A 20,300-nucleotide genomic window follows, 5' to 3' on the forward strand; every position below is an offset into this window, starting at 1 on the left:
CATCGGGAGCAATCTTCCAAAGTTCAGTACGGAAGTTAAACGCAGCACTTCAAGTGGCTATTTAACGAGGAATCCATGGAAATTAGACGCTTCAGAGTCGAGGACGCGAGCGCATTATTTCAGGTTTTTCTATCGTCCATACATGACATCGCATCGCGTGACTACACGGCGGCACAAGTGGAGGCTTGGGCACAAGCAGACCGTGCCCCAGAGGTGTGGGCTAGCCGCATGAGGGAATTACAGCCGTTTGTCGCTGAAGCCAAAGGCAAAATTATTGGATACGCTGACATTCAGCCCAATGGATACATCGATCATTTCTTTGTGTCAGGGGCCCAGTCTCGACAAGGTGTCGGCACCTTGCTAATGAGCCGCATCCATGACGAAGCAAGGCTGTTGGGGATCAGCCAGCTCACGGCAGATGTAAGCACGAGCGCTGAACCATTCTTTTTACACCACGGTTTTCAAGTGGTGGAGCGAAGGTTTCCCATTCGTCGAGGCGTGATGCTGCAAAATTCACTGATGCGAAAAGACTTGCATCGCAAGCCATGACTCAGTGCACATAACTTTCAAATTAAATCCACTCGTCGCCCAGCACCTCGGCCTGCTGCAACACCAGTTCCACAGCCGCATCAGCCATATCCGGCGGATACTTATACTTGCGTAGTATCCGCTTCACCATCAACCGTAGGCTTGCCCGTAGCCTTCCCGCAAATTGCCAAACTGAATGACGGAATTGCCAAACTAAATGACAATCGACAACTCACCCAAATTTGTAACAAGCCCCGCCCGCCCTCTTGAAGATTCATACTTCGTCCCTATAATTAGCACTCGAAGGGGATGAGTGCTAACATCATCTTCTCAGCTTTTTTATTGTTAACCCTAAATTTTGAACAGGAGTTCCTCCATGGCACTGCGTCCTTTGCATGATCGCGTGATCATCAAGCGTCTGGACAACGAGCGCACCACAGCCTCGGGTATTGTTATCCCTGAAAGTGCGACTGAAAAGCCCGACCAGGGTGAAGTCATTGCCGTAGGTCCCGGCAAACGGTCCGACGACGGCAAAGTTCAGCCTGTTGACCTGAAAGTGGGCGACAAGGTTCTGTTCGGCAAGTATGCCGGCCAAACGGTCAAGGTTGATGGCGAAGAAGTCCTCGTCATCCGCGAGGAAGAAATCCTCGCCGTGGTTCTGTAATCACACCCGAATCAAACAAGGAATTTTAGAATGGCTGCTAAGCAAGTTTTATTTGGTGACGACGCCCGCACGCGCATCGTCCGTGGCGTAAACACTCTCGCCAACGCTGTTAAGACCACCTTGGGCCCCAAAGGCCGCAACGTGGTGCTCGATCGCTCTTTCGGCGCTCCTACCGTTACTAAAGACGGTGTATCGGTTGCCAAAGAAATCGAACTGAAAGACAAATTCGAAAACATCGGTGCTCAGCTGGTCAAGGAAGTTGCTTCCAAGACTTCCGACAACGCTGGCGACGGCACCACCACGGCTACCGTACTGGCCCAGTCCATCGTTGAAGAAGGCCTGAAATACGTTGCCGCCGGCATCAACCCCATGGACCTGAAGCGCGGTATCGACAAGGCTGTTGCAGTCGCCGTTGAAGAGCTCAAGTCGCTGTCCAAGCCTTGCACCACCAGCAAGGAAATCGCCCAGGTTGGCTCCATTTCGGCCAACAGCGATTCCTCGATCGGCGAAATCATTGCCAACGCAATGGACAAGGTCGGCAAAGAAGGCGTGATCACTGTTGAAGACGGCAAGTCGCTCGAAAACGAACTTGACGTCGTCGAAGGCATGCAATTCGACCGCGGCTACCTGTCGCCCTACTTCATCAACAACCCCGACAAGCAAGTCTCGGTTCTGGACGATCCCTATATCCTGATTTTCGACAAGAAAATCAGCAACATCCGTGATCTGCTGCCCGTGCTCGAGCAAGTTGCCAAGTCCAGCCGTCCTCTGCTGATCGTTGCAGAAGACGTTGAAGGCGAAGCACTGGCTACCCTGGTTGTGAACAACATCCGCGGCATCCTGAAGACGACCGCTGTCAAGGCTCCTGGCTTTGGCGATCGTCGCAAGGCCATGCTCGAAGACATCGCCATCCTGACCGGCGGCGTTGTAATTTCCGAAGAAACCGGCATGTCGCTTGAAAAAGCCACGCTGGAAGATCTGGGTCAAGCCAAGCGTATTGAAGTTGGTAAAGAAAACACCATCATCATCGACGGCGCCGGCGACGGCAAATCGATCGAAGCACGCGTCAAGCAAATCCGCGTTCAGATCGAAGAAGCCACTTCCGACTACGACCGCGAAAAACTGCAGGAACGCGTTGCCAAGCTGGCAGGCGGTGTTGCCGTGATTCGTGTTGGCGCTGCCACCGAAGTCGAAATGAAGGAAAAGAAAGCACGCGTTGAAGATGCTCTGCACGCTACCCGTGCTGCAGTTGAAGAAGGTATCGTTCCTGGCGGCGGTGTTGCACTGATCCGCGCCAAGGCTGCCATTACCAAACTGAAAGGCGAAAACGTCGATCAGGAAGCCGGTATCAAGCTGGTCCTGCGAGCTGTTGAAGCTCCGCTGCGCACCATTGTTGCCAACGCCGGCGACGAGCCAAGCGTTGTGGTCAACAACGTGGCAAACGGCAAGGGCAACTACGGTTACAACGCCGCTACCGGCGAATACGGTGACCTGGTTGAGCAAGGCGTGCTGGATCCCACCAAGGTAACCCGCACTGCACTGCAAAACGCTGCTTCGGTAGCCAGCCTGTTGCTCACGACTGAAGCCGCTGTGGCTGAAATCGCTGAAGACAAACCAGCTCCTGCTATGCCCGACATGGGCGGCATGGGCGGTATGGGTGGCATGGGCGGCTTCTAAGCCAACTTCCCACCTGACAGGAATCCGGGTGTACGCGCCACCCGGATTACCGCAGATCAAAACCTCTGGTTCGCCAGAGGTTTTTTATTTTCCGCCGCAGGCACCGGATCATGCTGTAAAAAATGGATCCTATAATGGGCCTCCACTTGACCGCAGGACACGCATGACTCCGCATGACTCCCCCTATAAAAGCAAAGGCGGATTTCGCCGTTTGTTCAACGCCCTGCGCTACTCGGCACAAGGCTTGGCCGCCGCCTTCCGGCACGAAGCGGCCTTCCGTCAGGAGCTGATGCTGGTAGCGGTGCTGGCACCGGTGGCCATCTGGTTGGGCCGCGGCCTGGGCGAGGTCCTGATGCTGCTGGGCACACTGGTTTTCGTGCTGGTCATCGAGCTGCTGAACTCCGGCCTGGAGGCGCTGGCCGATACCATTACGCTGGAAAAGCATCCTCTGATAGGTCGCGCCAAGGATCTGGGCAGCGCAGCTGTCATGCTGTCTATACTCTTTGGCACGGTAATCTGGCTGAGCGTGATCGTTTCGCATCTGGCCTGACAGGCCTCACGCAAGGCAGACCGCCCTGGCATCTATAATTACGGCCTGGTCCGATACGCACCCATTTACCGAGTAACCGATGATCTTCACTCAAAAACTCCAGAAGTCCTGGGCAACGTCCAACTCCATGCTTACTGTGGGCCTGGATCCCGACCCGCAACGCTTTCCCGCCGAATTGCAGGGTCGGCCCGATGCGATTTTTGAGTTCTGCCGCGCCATCATCGATATGACCGCGCCGTATGCCTGTGCCATCAAACCGCAAATCGCCTATTTTTCGGCCCAGCGTGCCGAAGATCAGCTGGAAGCATTGTGCAGCCATATCCTGGAAAACCATCCTGGCCTGCCCATTGTGCTCGACGCCAAGCGCGGCGATATCGGATCGACAGCTGAACAGTATGCCCGCGAAGCGTTCGAACGCTACCAGGCAGATGCCGTAACCGTTAGCCCTTATATGGGGTTTGATACGCTTGAGCCCTACCTGTCGTGGAAAAGCAAAGGGGTCATTATCTTGTGCCGTACCTCGAACCAGGGCGGATCCGACCTGCAGTTCATCGAGTCTGCCGACGGCACGCCCCTGTATCTGCACGTTGCTTCGCTGGCAGCCGAAAAGTGGAATACCAACGGTCAGTGCGCTCTGGTAGTGGGTGCCACCTTCCCCGAAGAAATTGCCAAGGTACGTTCACGCGTTGGCGACATGCCTTTGCTGATTCCCGGCATTGGTGCGCAAGGTGGCGATATTCCGGCCACCGTGATGGCGGGCCGTGACAGCCAGGGCACCGGCATGATGATCAATTCCTCGCGTGCGATCCTGTACGCCAGCGGCGGTGACAACTGGCGCGAAGCGGCAGCCGAGGCGGCACGCGCCACGCGCGACGCCATCAACGCGGCGAGATAATCTCCAGGGCGGTCTTCAGGGCGAATTCCACTGACGCATTACGAATTTGCGTGCGATCGCCTTCAAAGATCTTGGTCACTGCACGCGTTACCACACCCTGGCCTGCGCGCTGACCAAAACCAAAACAGACCATGCCAACCGGCTTGCCTGGTGTACCGCCCCCAGGCCCGGCGATGCCGGTGGTGGAAATGGCCAGTTGAGCCAGGCTGGAGGCGGCCAGCACGCCTGCCGCCATCTCCATGGCAGTTTCTTCGCTGACCGCACCAAAACGCTCGAGTGTGTCTTCGCTGACGCGCAGCTGCTCGATCTTTGCCTGATTGCTGTACGTGACGAAACCCCGATCGAACCAAGCACTGGATCCTGGCGTATCCGTCATGGCCGCTGCCAGCAGCCCTCCGGTGCACGACTCGGCGCAGGCGAACATCCAGCCGCGTTCAATCAGCAGTCGCCCCAGGTTGGGCGCGTATACCGCTAAGGCATCATGGTTCATGCTAAAGCACCTCGAGTCTGACCAGAACGGCGATCAGCAGCAGGCTGTATGCCGCCGCCAGGATGTCGTCCCACATGACGCCGAAACCATTCTTGAATCGGCCGTCAAAGAAATGTATGGGCGGTGGTTTGATGATGTCGAAACAACGGAAAATAACAAACGCAAGCAGCTGCGCGCCCCACCCTGCAGGCGTCAGCCACAACACCAGCCAGAAGGCTATTATTTCGTCCCAGACCATGCCGCCATCGTCGGGACGCCCCAGTTCGGTGCCGGTGCGCTGGCAGGCCCAGCATCCCAGCAAAAAACCGGCCACGATCACGACGGCAATGGTGGCATCGGACAGGCGCCCCACCACCAGTACCCACAGCAGCCAGCCCATCAGGGTGCCCCAGGTGCCCGGCGCGGGCCTGATCAGCCCACTGCCCAGCCCAAAGGCAATGATTCTGGGCACAGACTTGAACACCCACGACGGCGTAGGTTGCTGCGCGGTGTCGTTGTTCAAAGCGGGGTCTATGGGAGGCATGGGGCGCGCGTATAGTCACGAAAAATGGTCAAAGCCGGCGGTATGCGGCCGAATCAGGCTTGCGCCTGGGCCCGACACACGCAAACCTGGCTCGGCCACGATGCTGCCTATCCGGGCAACAGCACATTTTGCCTGATCAGCCAGCTCCTGTATACGAGCTCTTTGGTCTTGCGCAGCGGTGAAGCATAGCTGATACACGTCTCCGCCAGCCAAAGCGGCTTCCTGTACCAGTCGGGGATCAAGCCCCTGCAGCGCAGGATGCAAGGGGAGCGTGCTGTAATCCAGTATGGCACCACAAGAGCTGGCCTTGAGTATATGCCCCAGATCCTGTGCCAGGCCGTCGGAAATATCGAGCGCGGCATGTGCGACGCCTGCCAGGGTCTGACCAAAGGTCCACGGAGGTTCAGGCCATTCCAGCGCGCTGCGCGTTGCCGCCAGCAGGCGCTCATTGGCGGGCAGCCGCCCTTGCAGCAAACGCAGGGCAATATCGGCAGCGCCCAGATTGCCCGTTACCCAGATATCGTCATCTACCTGGGCCGCTGAACGCAGCAGGGCCTGCCCGGGCCTGACCTGCCCCATGACCGTCACGTTGATGATTATGCCGCTGGTGCTGCGCGTGGTGTCACCACCTATCAAGGGACAGCCGGCACGCTCGGCCAATGCATAAAACCCTTCAGAGAAGGCCTGCAACCAGGTTTCGTTCACATCAGGCAGTGACAGGCTAAGCAGACAGCCCAGGGGTTGCGCGCCCATGGCGGCCAGATCTGAAACATTGACGGCCAGCGCCTTGTGACCCAATGCCCTGGGATCGACATCGGAGAAAAAGTGCCGGCCCTCAATCAGAAGGTCGGTGCTTGTGGCCAGATGATGGCCGGCCGCCACAGCAAAAAGAGCACAGTCATCACCCACGCCCAGGAAGCCCGATGGCGCCGGGCGTGTGAAATAACGGGCAATGAGATCGAACTCTTTGGGGCCGGCGGACACTTATGCAACCAGGTGCCGGCTAACGCCGAACAGCAGCCTGGACCTCTTGGGGCCGGACATCGGCGGCCATTTTATCGAGCACGCCATTGACGAACTTGAAGCCGTCAGTGCCACCGAATGATTTGGCCAGTTCGACCGCTTCGTTGATGGCAACCTTGTAGGGGACCTCGAGGTGATGGATGAGTTCAAAGCTGCCTATCAGCAAAATACCGTGCTCGATGGGCGAAAGCTCTTCGAGCGGACGATCTACGTAAGGCATGAAGCGTTCGCGCAACGCAGGGGCTTCGCGCAGCGCGCCATGCAGCAAGGTCTTGAACCACGTTGCATCGGCATCGCTGAATTCTTCGTCGTCACGGATATGGGCATCGATTTCGCCGGCATCCTGCAACCCGGCATCGCCACGTACCAGCCAGGCGTAAACGCCCTGCAAGGCAAATTCGCGCGCACGGCGGCGCGCGCTACGTGCATTGCTGCGGGCGCCCGCCCCCTGAGTTCTACTTGTTGTCAAAATCTTAGTCCTCGTCGTCTTCATCATCCTCGTCGTCGAAGTCGTCATCGTCGTCGTCTTCGTCGTACTCGGGCTCAAGCGCTGCAACCAGGTTCGCCATTTCTACGGCAGCACGTGCGCAATCACGGCCTTTTTCCTCGGCGCGCACCTCGGCCTGCTCTTCGTTCTCGGTGGTGAGAACGCCATTGGCAACCGGAATACCGGTTTCCAGGGCGACACGACTGATCGCCGCGGCGCTTTCATTGCTGACGATTTCGAAATGGTAGGTTTCACCACGAATAACGGCACCCAGTGCGATCAGGGCATCGAATTCAAAGGTTTCTGCCATTTGTGCCAACGTGACGCCCATTTCAAGGGCGCCCGGCACGGTGACCACCATGACGTCGCGTTCATCTACGCCCAGCTCGGCCAGCTCGGCCAGGCAGGACTCCAGCTCGGCCTGACCAATCTCTTCATTGAAACGAGCCCGCACGATACCAATATGCAAGCCTTCCCCGTTCAGATCGGGAGACAAGGTATAAGGGTTCATAGTCAATAATTCCTGTTAGGGTGTGGAAGGGGGTTCGCTATCGTAACCCGTTATCGTTAAGGAAAAACCTGCCATGCTGGGCATTTTTCTGGGTTTGGCCAAAAGACGGGCCTTGCCCACATTCAGGTCGCGCATGATTTGTGCGCCTATACCGTAAGTACGCAGGCCGTAGCGGCTTTCGCGGTCGGATGCCGGTGCCTGTTCGGACAAAGGTTGAGCCCAGGCCTCGAACTGCCCAAAGAGCATTTCGGGCGAGCTCTGGCAATTAAGCATAATAAGCACGCCTGCCGGCGAGGCCACTATGGCCTTGAGGGCGTCGGCCACGCTCCAGCTGTGCGTGGTGGCATCCTGGAACAGGACATCAAGCATGCTGGTGGGTTCGTGAACCCTGACCAGGGCTTCGGCTTCAGGTGTGATATGACCATGCACCAGTGCCAGGTGCAATGCACCAGAAGCCAGATCACGATAGGCCACGGCCTGGAACTCACCCCAGGGGGTCTGGACCTGGCGGGCGGCAATCCGCTCGACCATGGATTCATGTTCGCTGCGATACTGGATCAGGTCGGCGATGGTACCGATTTTCAGGCCGTGTTCACGCGCGAACACTTTCAGATCAGGCAGCCTGGCCATGGTACCGTCGGGTTTCAGAATTTCGCAGATGGCTGCGGCAGGGGTCAGGCCGGCCAGCGCTGTAAGGTCGCAGCCTGCCTCGGTGTGCCCGGCGCGAACCAGCACGCCACCGCGCACCGCCTGCAGCGGAAATATGTGGCCAGGCTGTACCAGATCGGCAGGCGTGGTGTCGCGCGCCACCGCCACCTGTATGGTGCGGGCGCGATCGGCTGCAGAAATACCGGTATCGACGCCTTCGGCAGCCTCGATGGACATTGTGAAGTTGGTGCCGAAACGTGTGCCATTGCGGCTGGCCATCAGGGGCAGCTCGAGCTGGGTGCAACGCTCTTCAGTAAGGGTCAGGCAGACCAGGCCGCGTGCATGCGTAACCATGAAATTGATGGCCTCGGGCGTGACGTGCTCGGCAGCCATGACCAGGTCGCCTTCGTTTTCACGGTCTTCTTCGTCGACCAGGATGACCATGCGCCCGGCACGCAGCTCGGCGACAATTTCAGGTACGGGAGAGATACCGGAGGACGCCGCTGCATCCAGATCCGCATCGCGGGTGTTGCTCATGTTTGTTGGCCCTATTGAAAGTTTGCCCATTTTAACGCCTGAAAGCATGAAATGGCCGCCGCCGGTCAACCCGCACCCGCAAAGCCGGGTAATATCGCGCTGAAAGCCCATGCAAGGTCAAGATTTACTATGTCTGAAAACACCACACCGGCCTCTGCCAACGACGGACGACGCAGCATTCAATCGGTAGAAACCGGTTTTCCGCTGCTCGCAGCCTTGGTCGACGCAGGCCTGCCGCTGAATCTGCGGGATCTGGCCAGCCGCGCAGGCATGACATCGGCCAAGGCTCATCCTTATCTGGTCAGCTTCGTGCGGGTCGGCCTGGTCAAGCAGGACAGCGTCACCGGCCAATACGAACTGGGACCTTTTGCGCTGCAAATGGGATTGGTCAGCCTGCAGCGCCTCGACCCGGTCCGCCTGGCCCTGCCCCATGTAAATCAGCTGGCCGGAAAAATCGGGCATACCCTGGCGATTGCCGTACTGGGATCGCATGGTCCAACCATGATACATATCTCGCAAGCCAGCTACCCCGTTCATGTGAACATGCGCAACGGCACGGTGATGTCTATGTTGAACACGGCCACCGGGCGTGTCTTTGTGGCATGGCTGCCGCCCCAGGTCGCCCAGCACTACATCAAGCGCGAACTGGGCGACCTGGCGGTGGTGACCAGCAACACACCGGCACAACCAAATGCCGCCGCACTGCGCAAGATGGTGGAAGAACTCAGGCAAGCGGGATTGGCCGTTGCGCTGGGCAACCCCCTGCCCGGCATCGACGCCCTGTCTGTGCCGGTATTCGATCACTCGGGCAACATCGCGCTGGCACTGACCAGCCTGGGGCCAAGCACACTGTTCGATGCTTCGCCGCACGGGCCTATTGCCGCGGCGCTCAAGCAATGCGCTGCCGAGATATCCAGACAGCTGGGATACACCCTCGACACACGAGTTTAGCCACTACTACAAAAAGCAAACTCACGCCATCAAGAATAATGACAATATTACTACTTGTCATATACACATATGATTGGTGTATAAACAGCCCCTTCACGCGCATTTAAGTCGCATTCCGGAGATAACCATGAAGCATTCAACCGCGCTGGTCGCAGGCGCAATATTTGCCATTTTCGGCTCCACCCAAATGGCCTACGCTCAAGATAACTGCCCGAACCGTGGCGATCTCGACACCATGTACTGCGATGCGAACAACGACCTGGTCGCCGATACACCCACCGATCCAGCCCAGCTCAAAACGCCTTCAACCGTGGTATTTACCTATACCCCCGTCGAAGACCCGGCCGTTTATGCCGAGATCTTCTCGCCTTTCACCAAATACTTGTCTGAGTGCGTCGACCGCAAAGTGGTCTTCTATCAGGTGCAAAGCAATGCCGCCGAAATCGAAGCCATGCGCTCGAACCGGCTGCACGTGGGTGGTTTCTCCACCGGCCCCACCAACTTCGCCGTTAACCTGGCAGGTGCCGTACCGTTCGCCGTCAAAGGGGATGCAAACGGCTTCCAGGGCTACAACCTCATCCTTATCGTCAAGAAAGACAGCCCATTCAAAAGCCTGGCCGATCTGAAAGGCAAGAAGGTTGCCCACACTTCGCCCTCTTCCAACTCGGGCAATATGGCACCTATTGCCCTGTTCCCCGCAGAAGGCCTGGTACCGGGCAAAGACTATGAATTCCTGTATTCGGGCAAACATGACCAGTCCGTCATGGGCGTGAACTCCGGCGACTACGACGCAGCCGCCGTGGCCTCCGACGTATTCAACCGCATGGCCGAACGCGGCCAGGTCGATGCCGACGACTTCCGCATTCTGTACACCAGCGAAAAATTCCCCACGTCGTCGTTCGCCTATGCCTACGACCTTGAGCCCAAGTTCCGCGACCAAATGCTCAAGTGCTTCTACGACTACCGCTTCCCTGCTGAAATGCAGGAAGCCTTTGACGGCGCCGATCGCTTCTACCCTGTCACCTACAAAAAAGACTGGGCCATTGTTCGTGACGTTGCCAAAGCCGGTGGCGAAAGCTTCACCCGTTCAGCCTACGACAAAGCAAGCAAGAAGAACTAATCAACATGGGGGCATCACTTAGCATCAACAGTTTGGTCAAAGAGTACCGTGCCAACCAGCCGGTACTCAAAAACATCAACCTTGACATCACCGGTGAGGGCCTGACGGCCATCATCGGCCCGTCAGGGACCGGCAAAAGCACGCTGCTGCGTTGCATAAACCGGCTCATTGATCCCTCTGCCGGATCCATCATCCTCGAGGAAAACGGCAAACGCATCGATCTGGCCAAGGTCAGGGGTGCCGCCTTGCGGCAGGCCCGCCGGCGCATAGGCATGGTGTTCCAGGAATACAACCTGGTCGAGCGCCTGACCGTCATGGAGAACCTGCTCACAGGCCGTCTGGGCTATACCTCGCCCATGAATGCCTGGCGGCGGCGCTTCGAACCCGAAGACATCCAGTACGCACACAGCCTGCTCGAAACCGTCGGTCTGGGCGGTTTCGCCAATCAACGTGCCGACGCACTGTCCGGTGGACAGCGTCAGCGTGTGGGCATTGCCCGTGCGCTTATGCAACGCCCTCAGCTGCTGCTGGCCGATGAACCTACTTCATCGCTCGACCCGAAAACCTCGGTCGAGATCATGGAGCTGCTCATCGACCAGGGCAAGGCGTTCGGTATCCCCGTCATCGTCAACATTCACGACGTCGAGCTGGCCAAACGCTATGCCTCGCGCATCGTTGGCATGTCGGGCGGCCACGTTGTCTACGATGGCCAGGCCGATGGCCTGAGCACCGAGGTACTCAAGGAAATCTATGGGGGCGAGTCGTGGCTCCAATAGTTGCACCTGTATCCGGGCCACAAGTGAAACCATTTGCGCTGTCACCGAAGGTCAAATGGGGCATTTTGCTTATCGTGCTCTACACCGTTTTCGCTGCCACGCAACTCGGGTTCTCCTGGGACCGCTTCGAGGCTGGTCTGGGCCACGGCGCAAAATTCCTGGCACGCATGTTCCCGCCCAGCGTCGATCGCCTCGATGTCTTATGGAAGGGCATAGCCGAAAGTCTGGAAATCGCGGTACTGTCCACCACCCTTGGAATCATTCTGTCGCTGCCGCTCAGCCTGCTGGGTGCACGTAACCTGATGCCGGTATGGGCAACCTGGCCGGCACGAGCGGTGGTGTCCTTGTGCCGTGCGCTGCACCCGGTCATTGTGGCCATCATCTTCGTGAAGGCCGTGGGCTTTGGTGCGCTGGCCGGCGTGCTTGCACTTACAGTGGCCTCCATTGGTTTCATCGGCAAGCTGTTCACCGAGTCCATAGAAGAAATTTCACTCAAGCAAGTAGAGGCCGTTCGCGCCACTGGTGCATCGTTTATCAACGTCATCATTTTCGCGGTGTTGCCTCAGGTGTTTGCCCGTTTCGTCGGGTTTTCCACCTACCAGATGGACTCGAACCTGCGTAACTCCACCATGGTCGGCATCGTGGGCGCCGGCGGTATTGGCGGCACACTGTTCTCGGCCTTCCAGCGCTTCGACTACGATTTCGTCTGCACCATACTGGCCACCATCATCGCCATCATCATGGTAGGCGAACTGCTGGCTGGCGTCGTACGCGCCATCTTGCTCGACAACGTATCACTGGGATCGATTTTCGCGAAGAAGGCACAGGGCCCTGCACGCGCATCACACTCCCTCGAGGAGGATGCATGAGCACCAACCTGCAATCTTTTCCCGGCACCTGGGTACGCTACACGCCAGGCCAGCGTCTGCTGCGCTTCGCGCTGTACCTGCTTTTTGTGCTCGCAATCGTCCAGTCCCTGCGCAGCATCGACGTCATACCGGAGTTCCTCTACGATGCGCCCGCGCAAATGGGCGATCTGCTTCAGCGGATGTGGCCGGTATCGTGGCGCAGCTTCCCCGGGTCCATCCAGAAGGCCTTGATAGAAACGCTGCACATGGCCACCATGGGCACCATCCTGGCGGTCATTCTGGCCGTTCCGGTGGGGCTCGCTGTTGCCAATAACCTGACACCCAACCGGGCCGTCAACTTCGTTGCGCGCTTCATCCTGGTGTCCAGCCGATCCATCAACTCGCTGGTCTGGGCGTTGCTGTTCATTGCCATATTCGGCCCCGGGCCACTGGCGGGCACGATTGCCATTGCCTTCCGGTCCATAGGCTTCATAGGCAAGCTGCTGGGCGAAGCCATAGAAGATGCCCATCGCGGGCCTATCGAAGCCCTGACTGCCACCGGGGCCAGCAAAGGGTCCATCATCGCCTACGGCTACTGGCCGCAGATACGCCCTGCGTTTTGGTCCATAGTGCTGCTGCGCTGGGACATCAACGTACGCGAATCGGCAGTGCTCGGCCTGGTTGGCGCAGGCGGTATAGGCATGGCCCTGAACAGCGCCATGGATCTTTTCCAATGGGACAAGGTCTCCCTTATCCTGCTGCTTATCTTTGCCATTGTCATCGTGGCCGAGGTCGTCATCACTCGCGCCCGCAAGACGCTGCTCTGATCAGCAAAAAACAGTGCAGCAGTGGCCCGCGCCATGCTGCACTGTGAAAGCGGTATCCCGGGCAAAAAGGTAATATTTGACCATTACCTTTCCGGGGTTACCGATGCTCGAACGAGAACTGAAATTTTTTGTCCCGCCCGCCGCCCGGCAGGCGCTTGAGGCCGAGCTGCGCCAGGCCGGTGCGCAACCGCTAGTCTTGCGTGCCCGTTACTTCGATACCCCGGATCAGGCACTCGCCCGCGCCGGAGTTGCCCTGCGCCTGCGCCTGGAAGGCGAACAGTGGGTGCAAACCGTGAAGGCACCCGGACCGGACGAGCTGAGCCGCACTGAAATCAACCACCCGCGCGCCGAGCCCGTGCTCGATATCTCGCTGTACCGCGACACCGCACTGCAGTCCATCTTTGCCGACCTGGGCCAAACGCTGCTGATGCGCTATGAAACCGATATTACCCGGCTGGTGCTGCGCCACGAAGGCGGAGGAGGTGCGGTCGAGTTTGCCTATGACCAGGGCTGCATCCGCTCAGGCCAGGCAACGATAGAGGTATGCGAACTGGAACTCGAGCAAATGGGCTGCAGCATCGCTCATCTTTTCGAGCTGGGCCGGCATTGGCTGGAACGCTACGGGCTGGTGCTGGATTTTCGCAGCAAGGCAGAACGGGGCGGGCACCTGGCCAATATCGTCCACCAGGGAAATCCCACAGACCGCTCTGTGCCGCCCTTTCCTCCACGGGAACCCAAGGCAATGGTCCTGCGCGCCGACATGACACTGCGCCAGGCTTATCTGGAATACGCCAACGACTGCCTGAATCAGATTGTGCGCAATGCCATGCCCCTGGCTGCAGAACACACAGACGGGCAGAGCGCTCTGGGCGCCGAATACGCACGCCAGATGCACGCAGGCATGCAGCGCCTGCAATCATCCTGGTCGCTCTGCTTGGCCCACACAGACATCGATCCAATGGGGCTCGATGCCAGGCTTGAGGCTTTATCGGGGGCGACCGATCCGCAAGCCACCCAGGCATTGGCTGCCAGTGTGCCATTCCAGGGCTGCCTGCTGGGGATACTGCAGCATCTGGTGGAGCAGGCAGCCCTCGCTTAGGCGGGCCGAACCCAGGGCTAATCTCCGAGCAAGGCGGACGCAAACTCCTTGGCCACGAAAGGCTGCAAATCATTCAGGCTTTCGCCTACGCCTATCCAATAAACGGGCACAGGGCGCACGCCCTGGCTGCCGGCCGCCACTGCTGCCAGCGTCCCGCCCTTGGCCGTACCGTCAAGCTTGGTAACCACCAGTCCCGTCAGGTCCAGGGCGGCGTCGAAAGCACGTATCTGAGCGATGGCATTCTGTCCGGTATTGCCGTCTATCACCAGCAGCACCTCGTGCGGTGCCGCGGCGTCAGCCTTACCGATGACTCTTTTAATCTTCTTGAGCTCCTCCATCAGATGCAGCTGCGTCGGCAAACGACCGGCCGTATCGATCATGACGACACCGGCCTCACGGGCGCGCCCTGCGTTGACTGCATCGAACGCAACTGCAGCCGGATCACCGCCGTCCTGCGCGATGACCGCTACATTGTTGCGTGCTCCCCATTCCACCAATTGCTCACGCGCAGCGGCACGGAAGGTATCCCCCGCAGCCAGCAACACCTTGGCGCCCTGGGCCTGGAAGTGATTGGCCAGCTTGCCTATGGACGTGGTCTTTCCTGCGCCATTAACACCGGCGATCATGACCACCAGCGGGGCTGTCTTGCCCAGAGGAAACTGTTTTTCCAGTGGTGCCAGGTGATCGGCCAGAATATCGCGTAGCGCCGCCTTGACCTGTGACGCGTCATCCAGACGCTCTTTGCGCACCCGGGCACGTAAAGCGGCAAGCAGTTTCTCGGTGGCTTCGACACCTGCATCCGCCATAATCAGCGCAGTCTCGAGTTCCTCAAACAGCGACTCATCGACCTTTACGCCAACAAATAGGCCGCCCAGGCTTTGTCCCGTGCGCGCCAGACCTTTTTTCAGTCGTGCCAGCCAGGAGCCCTTCTCGACAGGCGCAGCGGCGGGCTCAACCGTCTCAGGCTCTGGCTCAGGCTCTGGCTCTGGCTCTGGCTCAGGCTCTGGCTCAGGCTCTGGCTCAGGTTCAGCCTCTGGTTCAGCCTCTGGCTCTGGTTCAGCCTCTGGCTCCGGTTCTGGTTCAGGCTGCGGCTGGATTTCAGGCTCTGGCTCGGGTTCCGGCTGCTGCTCCACCACGGGCTCGGGTTCAGACAAAACAAGCTCATCGGCCACCGGTGCAGCAACCGCCTGCGCACTGTCGGACGGAGCTTCGGAGGCCTGCCCCGCATCCTGCCCAAGCTTCTCTTCCTCGGCCGGTTGTCCGGCCTCTTGCGCCGGCTTCTGATTTTTCTTTCTAAAAAAGCTGAACATACGATTTACACTATTCAAAATAGAATGGGTCCACACAAAATTCCGACACTCCGGATCTTGCATGAAGAAACACGTTGTACGTATTGTAGGCGGTGATTACCGCAAAACACCTATTCCTGTCATTGACTCCAAAGGACTGCGCCCAACGCCTGACCGCGTTCGCGAAACCCTGTTCAACTGGCTGCACTACTTTTGGGACGGCGAGTTCGCACAAAAGCGGGTGCTTGACCTTTTCGCCGGCACCGGTGCGCTTGGCTTTGAAGCGGCCTCGCGCGGTGTAGCCCATGTGCAGATGGTGGAAACCAGCCCCGCCGCGCTGTCCGCACTGCGCACCCTGCGGGACCGCCTGAAGGCCCATCACATCCGCATTCATGCAGGCGACGCGCTGGTGGCACTGAAGCGCATGAGCCCGGAATCCTTCGATCTGATCATGGTGGATCCCCCGTTCGACCAAGACTGGCTGGAACGCCTGTGGAACTTGCTGCCTGCGGTTCTCACGCCTGCCGGCTTGCTGTATATTGAAGCCGAAGCCGCCGTGGATCCTCCCGCCGGCTTCGAAATCCTGCGGCAAGGCAAGGCAGGACACGTGCACTTTCATCTGCTAAGATTTGCTGCAACGCAAAAAACAGTCAATAATGCGGAAATATAATGCATTATTTTTAGTCAGCCCAATAACTCAAATACTGCTGGCACTCCTTTTAATTTTTCAAAACTCGGAATTTGCATGATTACTGCAGTCTATCCCGGAACATTCGACCCCCTGACCCGCGGACACGAAGATCTGGTGCGTCGCGCAGCCGGCCTGTTTGACCACGTTGTGGTCGGTGTCGCCCACAGCCAGGCCAAAAAGCCTTTCTTCAGTGTCGAGGAGCGTGTTGAAATTGCCCAGGAAGTGTTGGGCCATTACTCCAATGTCGAAGTCAAGAGCTTTGCCGGTCTGCTCAAGGACTTCGTGCGCGAGCAGAATGGGCGAGTCATAGTCAGGGGCCTGCGGGCGGTGTCCGATTTCGAGTACGAATTCCAGATGGCGGGCATGAATCGTCATCTTCTGCCCGAAGTCGAGACTCTGTTCATGACGCCTTCCGATCAATACCAGTTCATTTCAGGCACCATCGTGCGTGAAATTGCCATACTGGGTGGTGACGTCAGCAAATTTGTGTTCCCGTCGGTAGAGCGGTGGCTGCACAGCAAAGCCAAGAACCGGCGCGACCAGACGGAACAACGCCAACAGGGTTAATACCCCGGCAGCAGCCAAACTACATTACACTGCGCTTGCCCTGCCCTTACAGGCGGGGCGTATTTGTTTTCTTTTTGTTTGCTTTAGGCAGGATTCGCCATGGCGCTGCGCATTACCGAAGAATGCATCAATTGTGATGTTTGCGAGCCGCAATGCCCCAACAATGCCATATACATGGGCGCGGAAATTTACGAAATAGAACCGGCAAAATGCACCGAGTGCGTGGGCCACTTCGATGAGCCGCAATGTCAGGTTGTCTGCCCGGTCGAATGTATTGTTTTTGATCTTGACCACCCCGAAGATCACGATCAGCTCATGGCCAAGTACAAGGCCCTTACCGCCTGAATGCAGTCTGGCATGCCTGAACCGCACGCCAGCAAAAGCTTAAAGCTCGGGCCAAAGCACCCTTCCCGCCTCCGGATGAACCTTGACCAGCTTGCAGGGCTGGCCAAGAAACTGCGTGACCCACGCAGCGGCAAGCTCTCCTTCGTCCACGACATCAATCTGCTGCGTGCCTATATTGGCCACACCGCGCACGCTGTCATCATCTTCAATAACATCCAGAGGAATATCGAGTCTGAGCATGCCTGGCGCGCGCAACACCAGATAACCCATGCGCAATTCAACCTGAATATCAGCCAGCCGTTCACTATGGCTTTGCGACAGCCAGTGGCCGGTCGCGTCTACCACCAGCCAGCGCTTGTCATAGGGCTCGGCCGCTGAAGCCGCGGTGCCGCCACAGGCGACGACAGGAAAATAAAGAGAGGTCATTTGCCCAGCAATCCTTTTAGTGTTTCTCCGATGCTCTTGACCGCATCGGCCGGCTTGGCCGGGGCGCTTTCGGCATTGGCCGCCGGCTGAGCACCTTCCTTGTTGGAGAGCAGATCCATCAAGCCACCCTTGACGGCATCCTTGACCGTTTCGCTGGTGACTTCCTTCCATTGAACCTGATAGCCGGGATCGCTGAAATGCCCCGATATGCGTACCGGCACCGTCACACCTTTCAAGTCGGCCAGCGCCTTGCCATCCTGCCCTGTGCGGGTATTGACCACGTTCACGTTCAGCATGACATCGAGCTGGTCATTGACCAGGTCCAGCGAGGCCGGACTGCCCTGTGTAATGCGCAGCAGGGGGCTGGCCACCTTCAGTGCCTTGACCGTACCCTGGCCGTGGTCGAAAGCAAGCATGGCGTCGAAGGAAGTGAAGTCAGTCTTGCGACCCGGATCAAAACGGGTGGCAATGGAAGGAACCTGCCCGCTGAACATATTGCGTACGATTTCATTGGCTTCACGCAAGGTTCGCGCGACATCAATACCGGTAATCATGCCATTGCGAATACTGACTTGTGTCGTTCCGTTCAGACCTGCTTCCAGTGCCGCCCCCGTCGAACCCTGGCTGGCCAGCTTGAGCTTTATTGTGCCTTGTCCGGACAAGCGGTCTTCGTTGGCAACCGCTTGAAGCAACGGCCCCATGCTGACTTTGGTCAGCGACATATCAGCAGACACTTCGTTCTTCGACGTAGCGGTCAGTGTGCCACTGAGCTTGCCGTCGTACAGGTCGGCCTTGATGCCGGTAACTTGCAGCTTGCCTTGTATGGCGCGAATCTTGGCGGCCAACGCCTTGGCCTCAATCTGCTTGACCTTAAGGTCTGCGATCGCAATCGTACCGGTCAGATCGACAGCATCAAGAAACTGCAGGGCGGGCATGGGGAAGGTATCTGGCTTCTTCTTGGCCGGTGCCGGCGCGGAATCTTGAGCAGCATCGCCCGAACCCGATTTCTTGTCGGACACAGCAGGCGCCGCTGCGGGCCCCGGCGGGAACAGGGTATTGAAATCAAGCTTGTCGGCTTCCAGGTCAAAAACCACTTTGGGGTCATTGAGCTGCGTAGCCTTCAGACTGAAGTTCAGCTTGCTGCCGCTCAGCACCGCGTCAATTTCACTGAGCAGCTCATCTTTCGTAAGATCGGCCTGCACACTGCCGATAAAAGGGAACTCGAAGTTGCCGGCCGGCAAGGCCGGATCTTCAATACGGACATCACCGCGCATGGCGGACAAGCCGCCCAGCTTGCCGAAGACATCCCAGTGGGCCGGCGTCGTCATGTTCAGCTGAACCAGCCTGCTGCCCTCTTTAAGCCCGGCGTCTATCTTGAGCTCTTTCAGGGCCAGCTTGCTGGCATTGCCGCTGATACCATTCATGGCCAGCGTAATGCCCAATACGCTATCGGGTTTGCTGAGCTTGACTGCGCCCGCAATCGGTTCGCCTGCTGCCGACTCGGGGGAAATGGCCAGGCGTGGCGCATCGAACGCCACTTCGAAGGCCTGGTCGGGCAAATTGCCCTTGGCGCGGTAAGCCAGCTTTTCAAGCTTGAGTTCAGCCTGGCTGCGATCGGCCATCAACTGAGGCACGCTCAACGTGGTCTCGAATCCTTTTACTGGCGTCGGGCCTTTGATATCACCCTGTACCAACAGTTCAAGATTGCTGGCACTGAGCATCTGGGAATAGGCGCTGTATGCCAGGTTGCCTCGCAAAGTGACTGATTTCGCGGCCAGCGGCCCCAGCAGACCGTTGGCAACCACGTTGATCTTTTGCGCCGAATAAGAACGCTGGTCGGGATTGAACAACACCAGCGCCTGCCCGTCGAAGCTGGTGTCGGCAACCGGATACTCGCCAACAAGCTTGCCTTTAAGAGCCACGTCAAAAGCCTGATTGGCCGTCATCCGGCCGGTATTCACATCCAGGGCTTCGATGCGTCCGATGGCGCCGCTTACATGGTCATAGAAATGAATTTCACCGTTCTTCAGGGTCAGGCCGGCGATGTCTATCTGCAAGTCGGTGCCTTGTACCGAGTTGGCAGCATAGGCGGCCGGAAACGTTGACAAGGGAAACGTTACGGCATCTTGTTCTGCCGGGGCTGAAGGCAGCAGACTGGCAGCACCCAGCACAGGCGCAGCCGCGCCCAGCATCGCGCCGGGCCGGTCGAGCAGATCGCGGAAGTTGAACTGACCTTTTTCATCGCGCGTAACCCAGGCCTTGACGCCCGTAACCGCCACATGGTCGACGACCAGGCGATTGAACATCAGGGGCCAGATGGCCACGGCAAAGCGCGCACTGTCTATCGATGCGAACGTGTCGGTGCTATTGCGATTTGACAGCGAGACATCTTCTACCGACAAGCCTATGCGTGGAAACAAGGACAGTTGAATATCGCCCTTGATGGTCAAACTGCGTTGATAGCGGTTATAGACAACTTCTTCCAGCTTGTTTTTATAGGCATTCGGGTCGAATGTCAGCAAAAAAATCGCAATGCCGACCACGGCGACAATAAACAGCACAACGAGACTGATCAGTACCCGTTTCAACCAAACTTTCATTTACAGCCTCTAAAACTGCGGGCGCCCTAATAGGCGTCAGAGCGGACAACTAGCTATGCTAACCCAAGTTACGGGCAATTTTCAGGCTGGAGTAGGCTTTGCGGACGCATGCTTACAAATAGTAAAAGCGCGGCTACAGCATGGATTGCTTATTGCCGGAGGATATATAAAAATGAAACAAAGTTCTAGCAATAATCACGCCTGCCCCATCTATAACGGTATGCTAGC

Annotated in this window: 23 protein-coding genes and 1 pseudogene; 14 read left to right on the forward strand and 10 right to left on the reverse strand. The window is 57.9% G+C overall.

Annotation, left to right across the window (positions count from 1 at the left end; all coding sequences use genetic code 11):
• The first annotated feature begins 75 nt into the window (after positions 1-75).
• On the forward strand, positions 76-549 hold the full coding sequence (locus LKR43_RS11285; protein WP_227684167.1) for a GNAT family N-acetyltransferase: 474 nt from the start codon (positions 76-78) through the stop codon (positions 547-549).
• Positions 550-571: 22 nt separating this feature from the next.
• Here LKR43_RS11285 and LKR43_RS11290 read toward each other — a convergent pair.
• A pseudogene (locus LKR43_RS11290) lies at positions 572-718 on the reverse strand (type I restriction enzyme endonuclease domain-containing protein); the annotation flags it as partial.
• Positions 719-904: 186 nt separating this feature from the next.
• Here LKR43_RS11290 and LKR43_RS11295 point away from each other — a divergent pair.
• The 4 genes from LKR43_RS11295 (at position 905) to pyrF (ending at position 4,314) form a co-directional block, all read left to right on the forward strand.
• Positions 905-1,192 (forward strand): co-chaperone GroES, encoded by a 288-nt coding sequence (locus LKR43_RS11295; protein ID WP_013744695.1) that lies wholly within the window; start codon positions 905-907, stop codon positions 1,190-1,192.
• A gap of 30 nt (positions 1,193-1,222) precedes the next feature.
• Positions 1,223-2,869 carry a chaperonin GroEL gene (gene groL, locus LKR43_RS11300; protein WP_227684169.1) on the forward strand — a complete coding sequence of 549 codons (1,647 nt, stop codon included), beginning with the start codon at positions 1,223-1,225 and terminating at the stop codon, positions 2,867-2,869.
• Between the two features lie 163 nt (positions 2,870-3,032).
• The gene (locus LKR43_RS11305) at positions 3,033-3,419 is read left to right on the forward strand and encodes a diacylglycerol kinase (RefSeq protein ID WP_227684170.1); all 387 of its coding nucleotides are present in this window, start codon (positions 3,033-3,035) and stop codon (positions 3,417-3,419) included.
• A gap of 79 nt (positions 3,420-3,498) precedes the next feature.
• Positions 3,499-4,314, forward strand: a complete 816-nt coding sequence (pyrF, locus tag LKR43_RS11310) for an orotidine-5'-phosphate decarboxylase (RefSeq protein WP_227684171.1) — start codon at positions 3,499-3,501, stop codon at positions 4,312-4,314.
• On the opposite strand, the gene LKR43_RS11315 is transcribed toward pyrF, so the two are convergent.
• The 6 genes from LKR43_RS11315 to ribBA are packed head-to-tail and all read right to left on the reverse strand — an operon-like array spanning position 4,298 to position 8,533.
• On the reverse strand, positions 4,298-4,804 hold the full coding sequence (locus LKR43_RS11315) for a CinA family protein (protein ID WP_227684172.1): 507 nt from the start codon (positions 4,802-4,804) through the stop codon (positions 4,298-4,300). The genes pyrF and LKR43_RS11315 overlap by 17 nt on opposite strands.
• Before the next feature lies 1 nt (position 4,805).
• Positions 4,806-5,327, reverse strand: a complete 522-nt coding sequence (locus LKR43_RS11320) for a phosphatidylglycerophosphatase A (RefSeq protein ID WP_227684173.1) — start codon at positions 5,325-5,327, stop codon at positions 4,806-4,808.
• Positions 5,328-5,342: 15 nt separating this feature from the next.
• On the reverse strand, positions 5,343-6,311 hold the full coding sequence (gene thiL, locus LKR43_RS11325) for a thiamine-phosphate kinase (RefSeq protein WP_227684174.1): 969 nt from the start codon (positions 6,309-6,311) through the stop codon (positions 5,343-5,345).
• 19 nt (positions 6,312-6,330) lie between these two features.
• On the reverse strand, positions 6,331-6,843 hold the full coding sequence (gene nusB, locus LKR43_RS11330; RefSeq protein ID WP_370632102.1) for a transcription antitermination factor NusB: 513 nt from the start codon (positions 6,841-6,843) through the stop codon (positions 6,331-6,333).
• A complete protein-coding gene (gene ribH / locus LKR43_RS11335) occupies positions 6,824-7,348 on the reverse strand; it encodes a 6,7-dimethyl-8-ribityllumazine synthase (protein WP_227684176.1) in 525 nt (174 codons plus the stop codon). The genes nusB and ribH overlap by 20 nt, the downstream gene beginning before the upstream one ends.
• 15 nt (positions 7,349-7,363) lie before the next feature.
• The gene (gene ribBA / locus LKR43_RS11340; protein WP_227684354.1) at positions 7,364-8,533 is read right to left on the reverse strand and encodes a bifunctional 3,4-dihydroxy-2-butanone-4-phosphate synthase/GTP cyclohydrolase II; all 1,170 of its coding nucleotides are present in this window, start codon (positions 8,531-8,533) and stop codon (positions 7,364-7,366) included.
• 129 nt (positions 8,534-8,662) lie between these two features.
• Between ribBA and LKR43_RS11345 the strand changes: the two genes are divergently transcribed.
• The 6 genes from LKR43_RS11345 to LKR43_RS11370 all read left to right on the forward strand — a co-directional run bounded on the left by LKR43_RS11345 (position 8,663) and on the right by LKR43_RS11370 (position 14,154).
• Positions 8,663-9,484 (forward strand): IclR family transcriptional regulator, encoded by an 822-nt coding sequence (locus LKR43_RS11345; protein WP_227684177.1) that lies wholly within the window; start codon positions 8,663-8,665, stop codon positions 9,482-9,484.
• A 187-nt stretch (positions 9,485-9,671) separates the two neighbouring features.
• On the forward strand, positions 9,672-10,604 hold the full coding sequence (phnD, locus tag LKR43_RS11350) for a phosphate/phosphite/phosphonate ABC transporter substrate-binding protein (RefSeq protein WP_370632112.1): 933 nt from the start codon (positions 9,672-9,674) through the stop codon (positions 10,602-10,604).
• Between the two features lie 5 nt (positions 10,605-10,609).
• Positions 10,610-11,380 carry a phosphonate ABC transporter ATP-binding protein gene (gene phnC, locus LKR43_RS11355; RefSeq protein WP_227684179.1) on the forward strand — a complete coding sequence of 257 codons (771 nt, stop codon included), beginning with the start codon at positions 10,610-10,612 and terminating at the stop codon, positions 11,378-11,380.
• On the forward strand, positions 11,377-12,249 hold the full coding sequence (gene phnE, locus LKR43_RS11360) for a phosphonate ABC transporter, permease protein PhnE (RefSeq protein ID WP_227684355.1): 873 nt from the start codon (positions 11,377-11,379) through the stop codon (positions 12,247-12,249). The genes phnC and phnE (LKR43_RS11360) overlap by 4 nt, the downstream gene beginning before the upstream one ends.
• Positions 12,246-13,055, forward strand: coding sequence for a phosphonate ABC transporter, permease protein PhnE (gene phnE / locus LKR43_RS11365; RefSeq protein WP_227684180.1), 810 nt, complete (start codon positions 12,246-12,248; stop codon positions 13,053-13,055). Before phnE (LKR43_RS11360) ends, phnE (LKR43_RS11365) begins: the two co-directional genes overlap by 4 nt.
• Positions 13,056-13,158: 103 nt before the next feature.
• Complete coding sequence (locus LKR43_RS11370; protein WP_227684181.1) at positions 13,159-14,154, forward strand: inorganic triphosphatase; 996 nt, start codon at positions 13,159-13,161, stop codon at positions 14,152-14,154.
• Between the two features lie 17 nt (positions 14,155-14,171).
• Here LKR43_RS11370 and ftsY read toward each other — a convergent pair whose 3' ends face one another.
• Complete coding sequence (gene ftsY / locus LKR43_RS11375) at positions 14,172-15,464, reverse strand: signal recognition particle-docking protein FtsY (protein ID WP_227684182.1); 1,293 nt, start codon at positions 15,462-15,464, stop codon at positions 14,172-14,174.
• Between the two features lie 61 nt (positions 15,465-15,525).
• Between ftsY and rsmD the strand changes: the two genes are divergently transcribed.
• The 3 genes from rsmD to LKR43_RS11390 all read left to right on the forward strand — a co-directional run bounded on the left by rsmD (position 15,526) and on the right by LKR43_RS11390 (position 17,046).
• Positions 15,526-16,113 carry a 16S rRNA (guanine(966)-N(2))-methyltransferase RsmD gene (gene rsmD, locus LKR43_RS11380; RefSeq protein ID WP_227684183.1) on the forward strand — a complete coding sequence of 196 codons (588 nt, stop codon included), beginning with the start codon at positions 15,526-15,528 and terminating at the stop codon, positions 16,111-16,113.
• Positions 16,114-16,188: 75 nt separating this feature from the next.
• Entirely contained in the window at positions 16,189-16,701 is a 513-nt protein-coding gene (coaD, locus tag LKR43_RS11385; protein ID WP_227684184.1) for a pantetheine-phosphate adenylyltransferase, read from the forward strand.
• Between the two features lie 99 nt (positions 16,702-16,800).
• Positions 16,801-17,046: a YfhL family 4Fe-4S dicluster ferredoxin gene (locus LKR43_RS11390; RefSeq protein WP_227684185.1), complete on the forward strand. Its 246-nt coding sequence runs from the start codon at positions 16,801-16,803 to the stop codon at positions 17,044-17,046.
• A gap of 39 nt (positions 17,047-17,085) precedes the next feature.
• Here the strand turns inward: LKR43_RS11390 and LKR43_RS11395 are convergent, their stop codons facing one another.
• A complete protein-coding gene (locus LKR43_RS11395; protein ID WP_227684186.1) occupies positions 17,086-17,472 on the reverse strand; it encodes an MOSC N-terminal beta barrel domain-containing protein in 387 nt (128 codons plus the stop codon).
• Entirely contained in the window at positions 17,469-20,072 is a 2,604-nt protein-coding gene (locus LKR43_RS11400; protein ID WP_227684187.1) for an AsmA family protein, read from the reverse strand. Before LKR43_RS11400 ends, LKR43_RS11395 begins: the two co-directional genes overlap by 4 nt.
• Positions 20,073-20,300 lie beyond the last annotated feature (228 nt).

This window comes from Pusillimonas sp. MFBS29, from assembly GCF_020687695.1.
Classification (GTDB): Bacteria; Pseudomonadota; Gammaproteobacteria; order Burkholderiales; family Burkholderiaceae_B; genus Pusillimonas_C.

Coding starts and splice junctions, on each gene's coding strand:
- rsmD (WP_227684183.1), top strand. CDS start 15,526: ATGAAGAAACACGTTGTACGTATTGTAGGCGGTGATTACCGCAAAACA.
- LKR43_RS11295 (WP_013744695.1), top strand. CDS start 905: ATGGCACTGCGTCCTTTGCATGATCGCGTGATCATCAAGCGTCTGGAC.
- LKR43_RS11345 (WP_227684177.1), top strand. CDS start 8,663: ATGTCTGAAAACACCACACCGGCCTCTGCCAACGACGGACGACGCAGC.
- LKR43_RS11395 (WP_227684186.1), bottom strand. CDS start 17,472: ATGACCTCTCTTTATTTTCCTGTCGTCGCCTGTGGCGGCACCGCGGCT.
- ribH (WP_227684176.1), bottom strand. CDS start 7,348: ATGAACCCTTATACCTTGTCTCCCGATCTGAACGGGGAAGGCTTGCAT.
- coaD (WP_227684184.1), top strand. CDS start 16,189: ATGATTACTGCAGTCTATCCCGGAACATTCGACCCCCTGACCCGCGGA.
- LKR43_RS11400 (WP_227684187.1), bottom strand. CDS start 20,072: ATGAAAGTTTGGTTGAAACGGGTACTGATCAGTCTCGTTGTGCTGTTT.
- nusB (WP_370632102.1), bottom strand. CDS start 6,843: ATGAAGACGACGAGGACTAAGATTTTGACAACAAGTAGAACTCAGGGG.
- phnE (WP_227684180.1), top strand. CDS start 12,246: ATGAGCACCAACCTGCAATCTTTTCCCGGCACCTGGGTACGCTACACG.
- ribBA (WP_227684354.1), bottom strand. CDS start 8,533: ATGAGCAACACCCGCGATGCGGATCTGGATGCAGCGGCGTCCTCCGGT.
- LKR43_RS11390 (WP_227684185.1), top strand. CDS start 16,801: ATGGCGCTGCGCATTACCGAAGAATGCATCAATTGTGATGTTTGCGAG.
- ftsY (WP_227684182.1), bottom strand. CDS start 15,464: ATGTTCAGCTTTTTTAGAAAGAAAAATCAGAAGCCGGCGCAAGAGGCC.
- LKR43_RS11320 (WP_227684173.1), bottom strand. CDS start 5,327: ATGCCTCCCATAGACCCCGCTTTGAACAACGACACCGCGCAGCAACCT.
- LKR43_RS11285 (WP_227684167.1), top strand. CDS start 76: ATGGAAATTAGACGCTTCAGAGTCGAGGACGCGAGCGCATTATTTCAG.
- groL (WP_227684169.1), top strand. CDS start 1,223: ATGGCTGCTAAGCAAGTTTTATTTGGTGACGACGCCCGCACGCGCATC.
- pyrF (WP_227684171.1), top strand. CDS start 3,499: ATGATCTTCACTCAAAAACTCCAGAAGTCCTGGGCAACGTCCAACTCC.
- LKR43_RS11370 (WP_227684181.1), top strand. CDS start 13,159: ATGCTCGAACGAGAACTGAAATTTTTTGTCCCGCCCGCCGCCCGGCAG.
- phnD (WP_370632112.1), top strand. CDS start 9,672: ATGGCCTACGCTCAAGATAACTGCCCGAACCGTGGCGATCTCGACACC.
- LKR43_RS11305 (WP_227684170.1), top strand. CDS start 3,033: ATGACTCCGCATGACTCCCCCTATAAAAGCAAAGGCGGATTTCGCCGT.
- phnC (WP_227684179.1), top strand. CDS start 10,610: ATGGGGGCATCACTTAGCATCAACAGTTTGGTCAAAGAGTACCGTGCC.
- LKR43_RS11315 (WP_227684172.1), bottom strand. CDS start 4,804: ATGAACCATGATGCCTTAGCGGTATACGCGCCCAACCTGGGGCGACTG.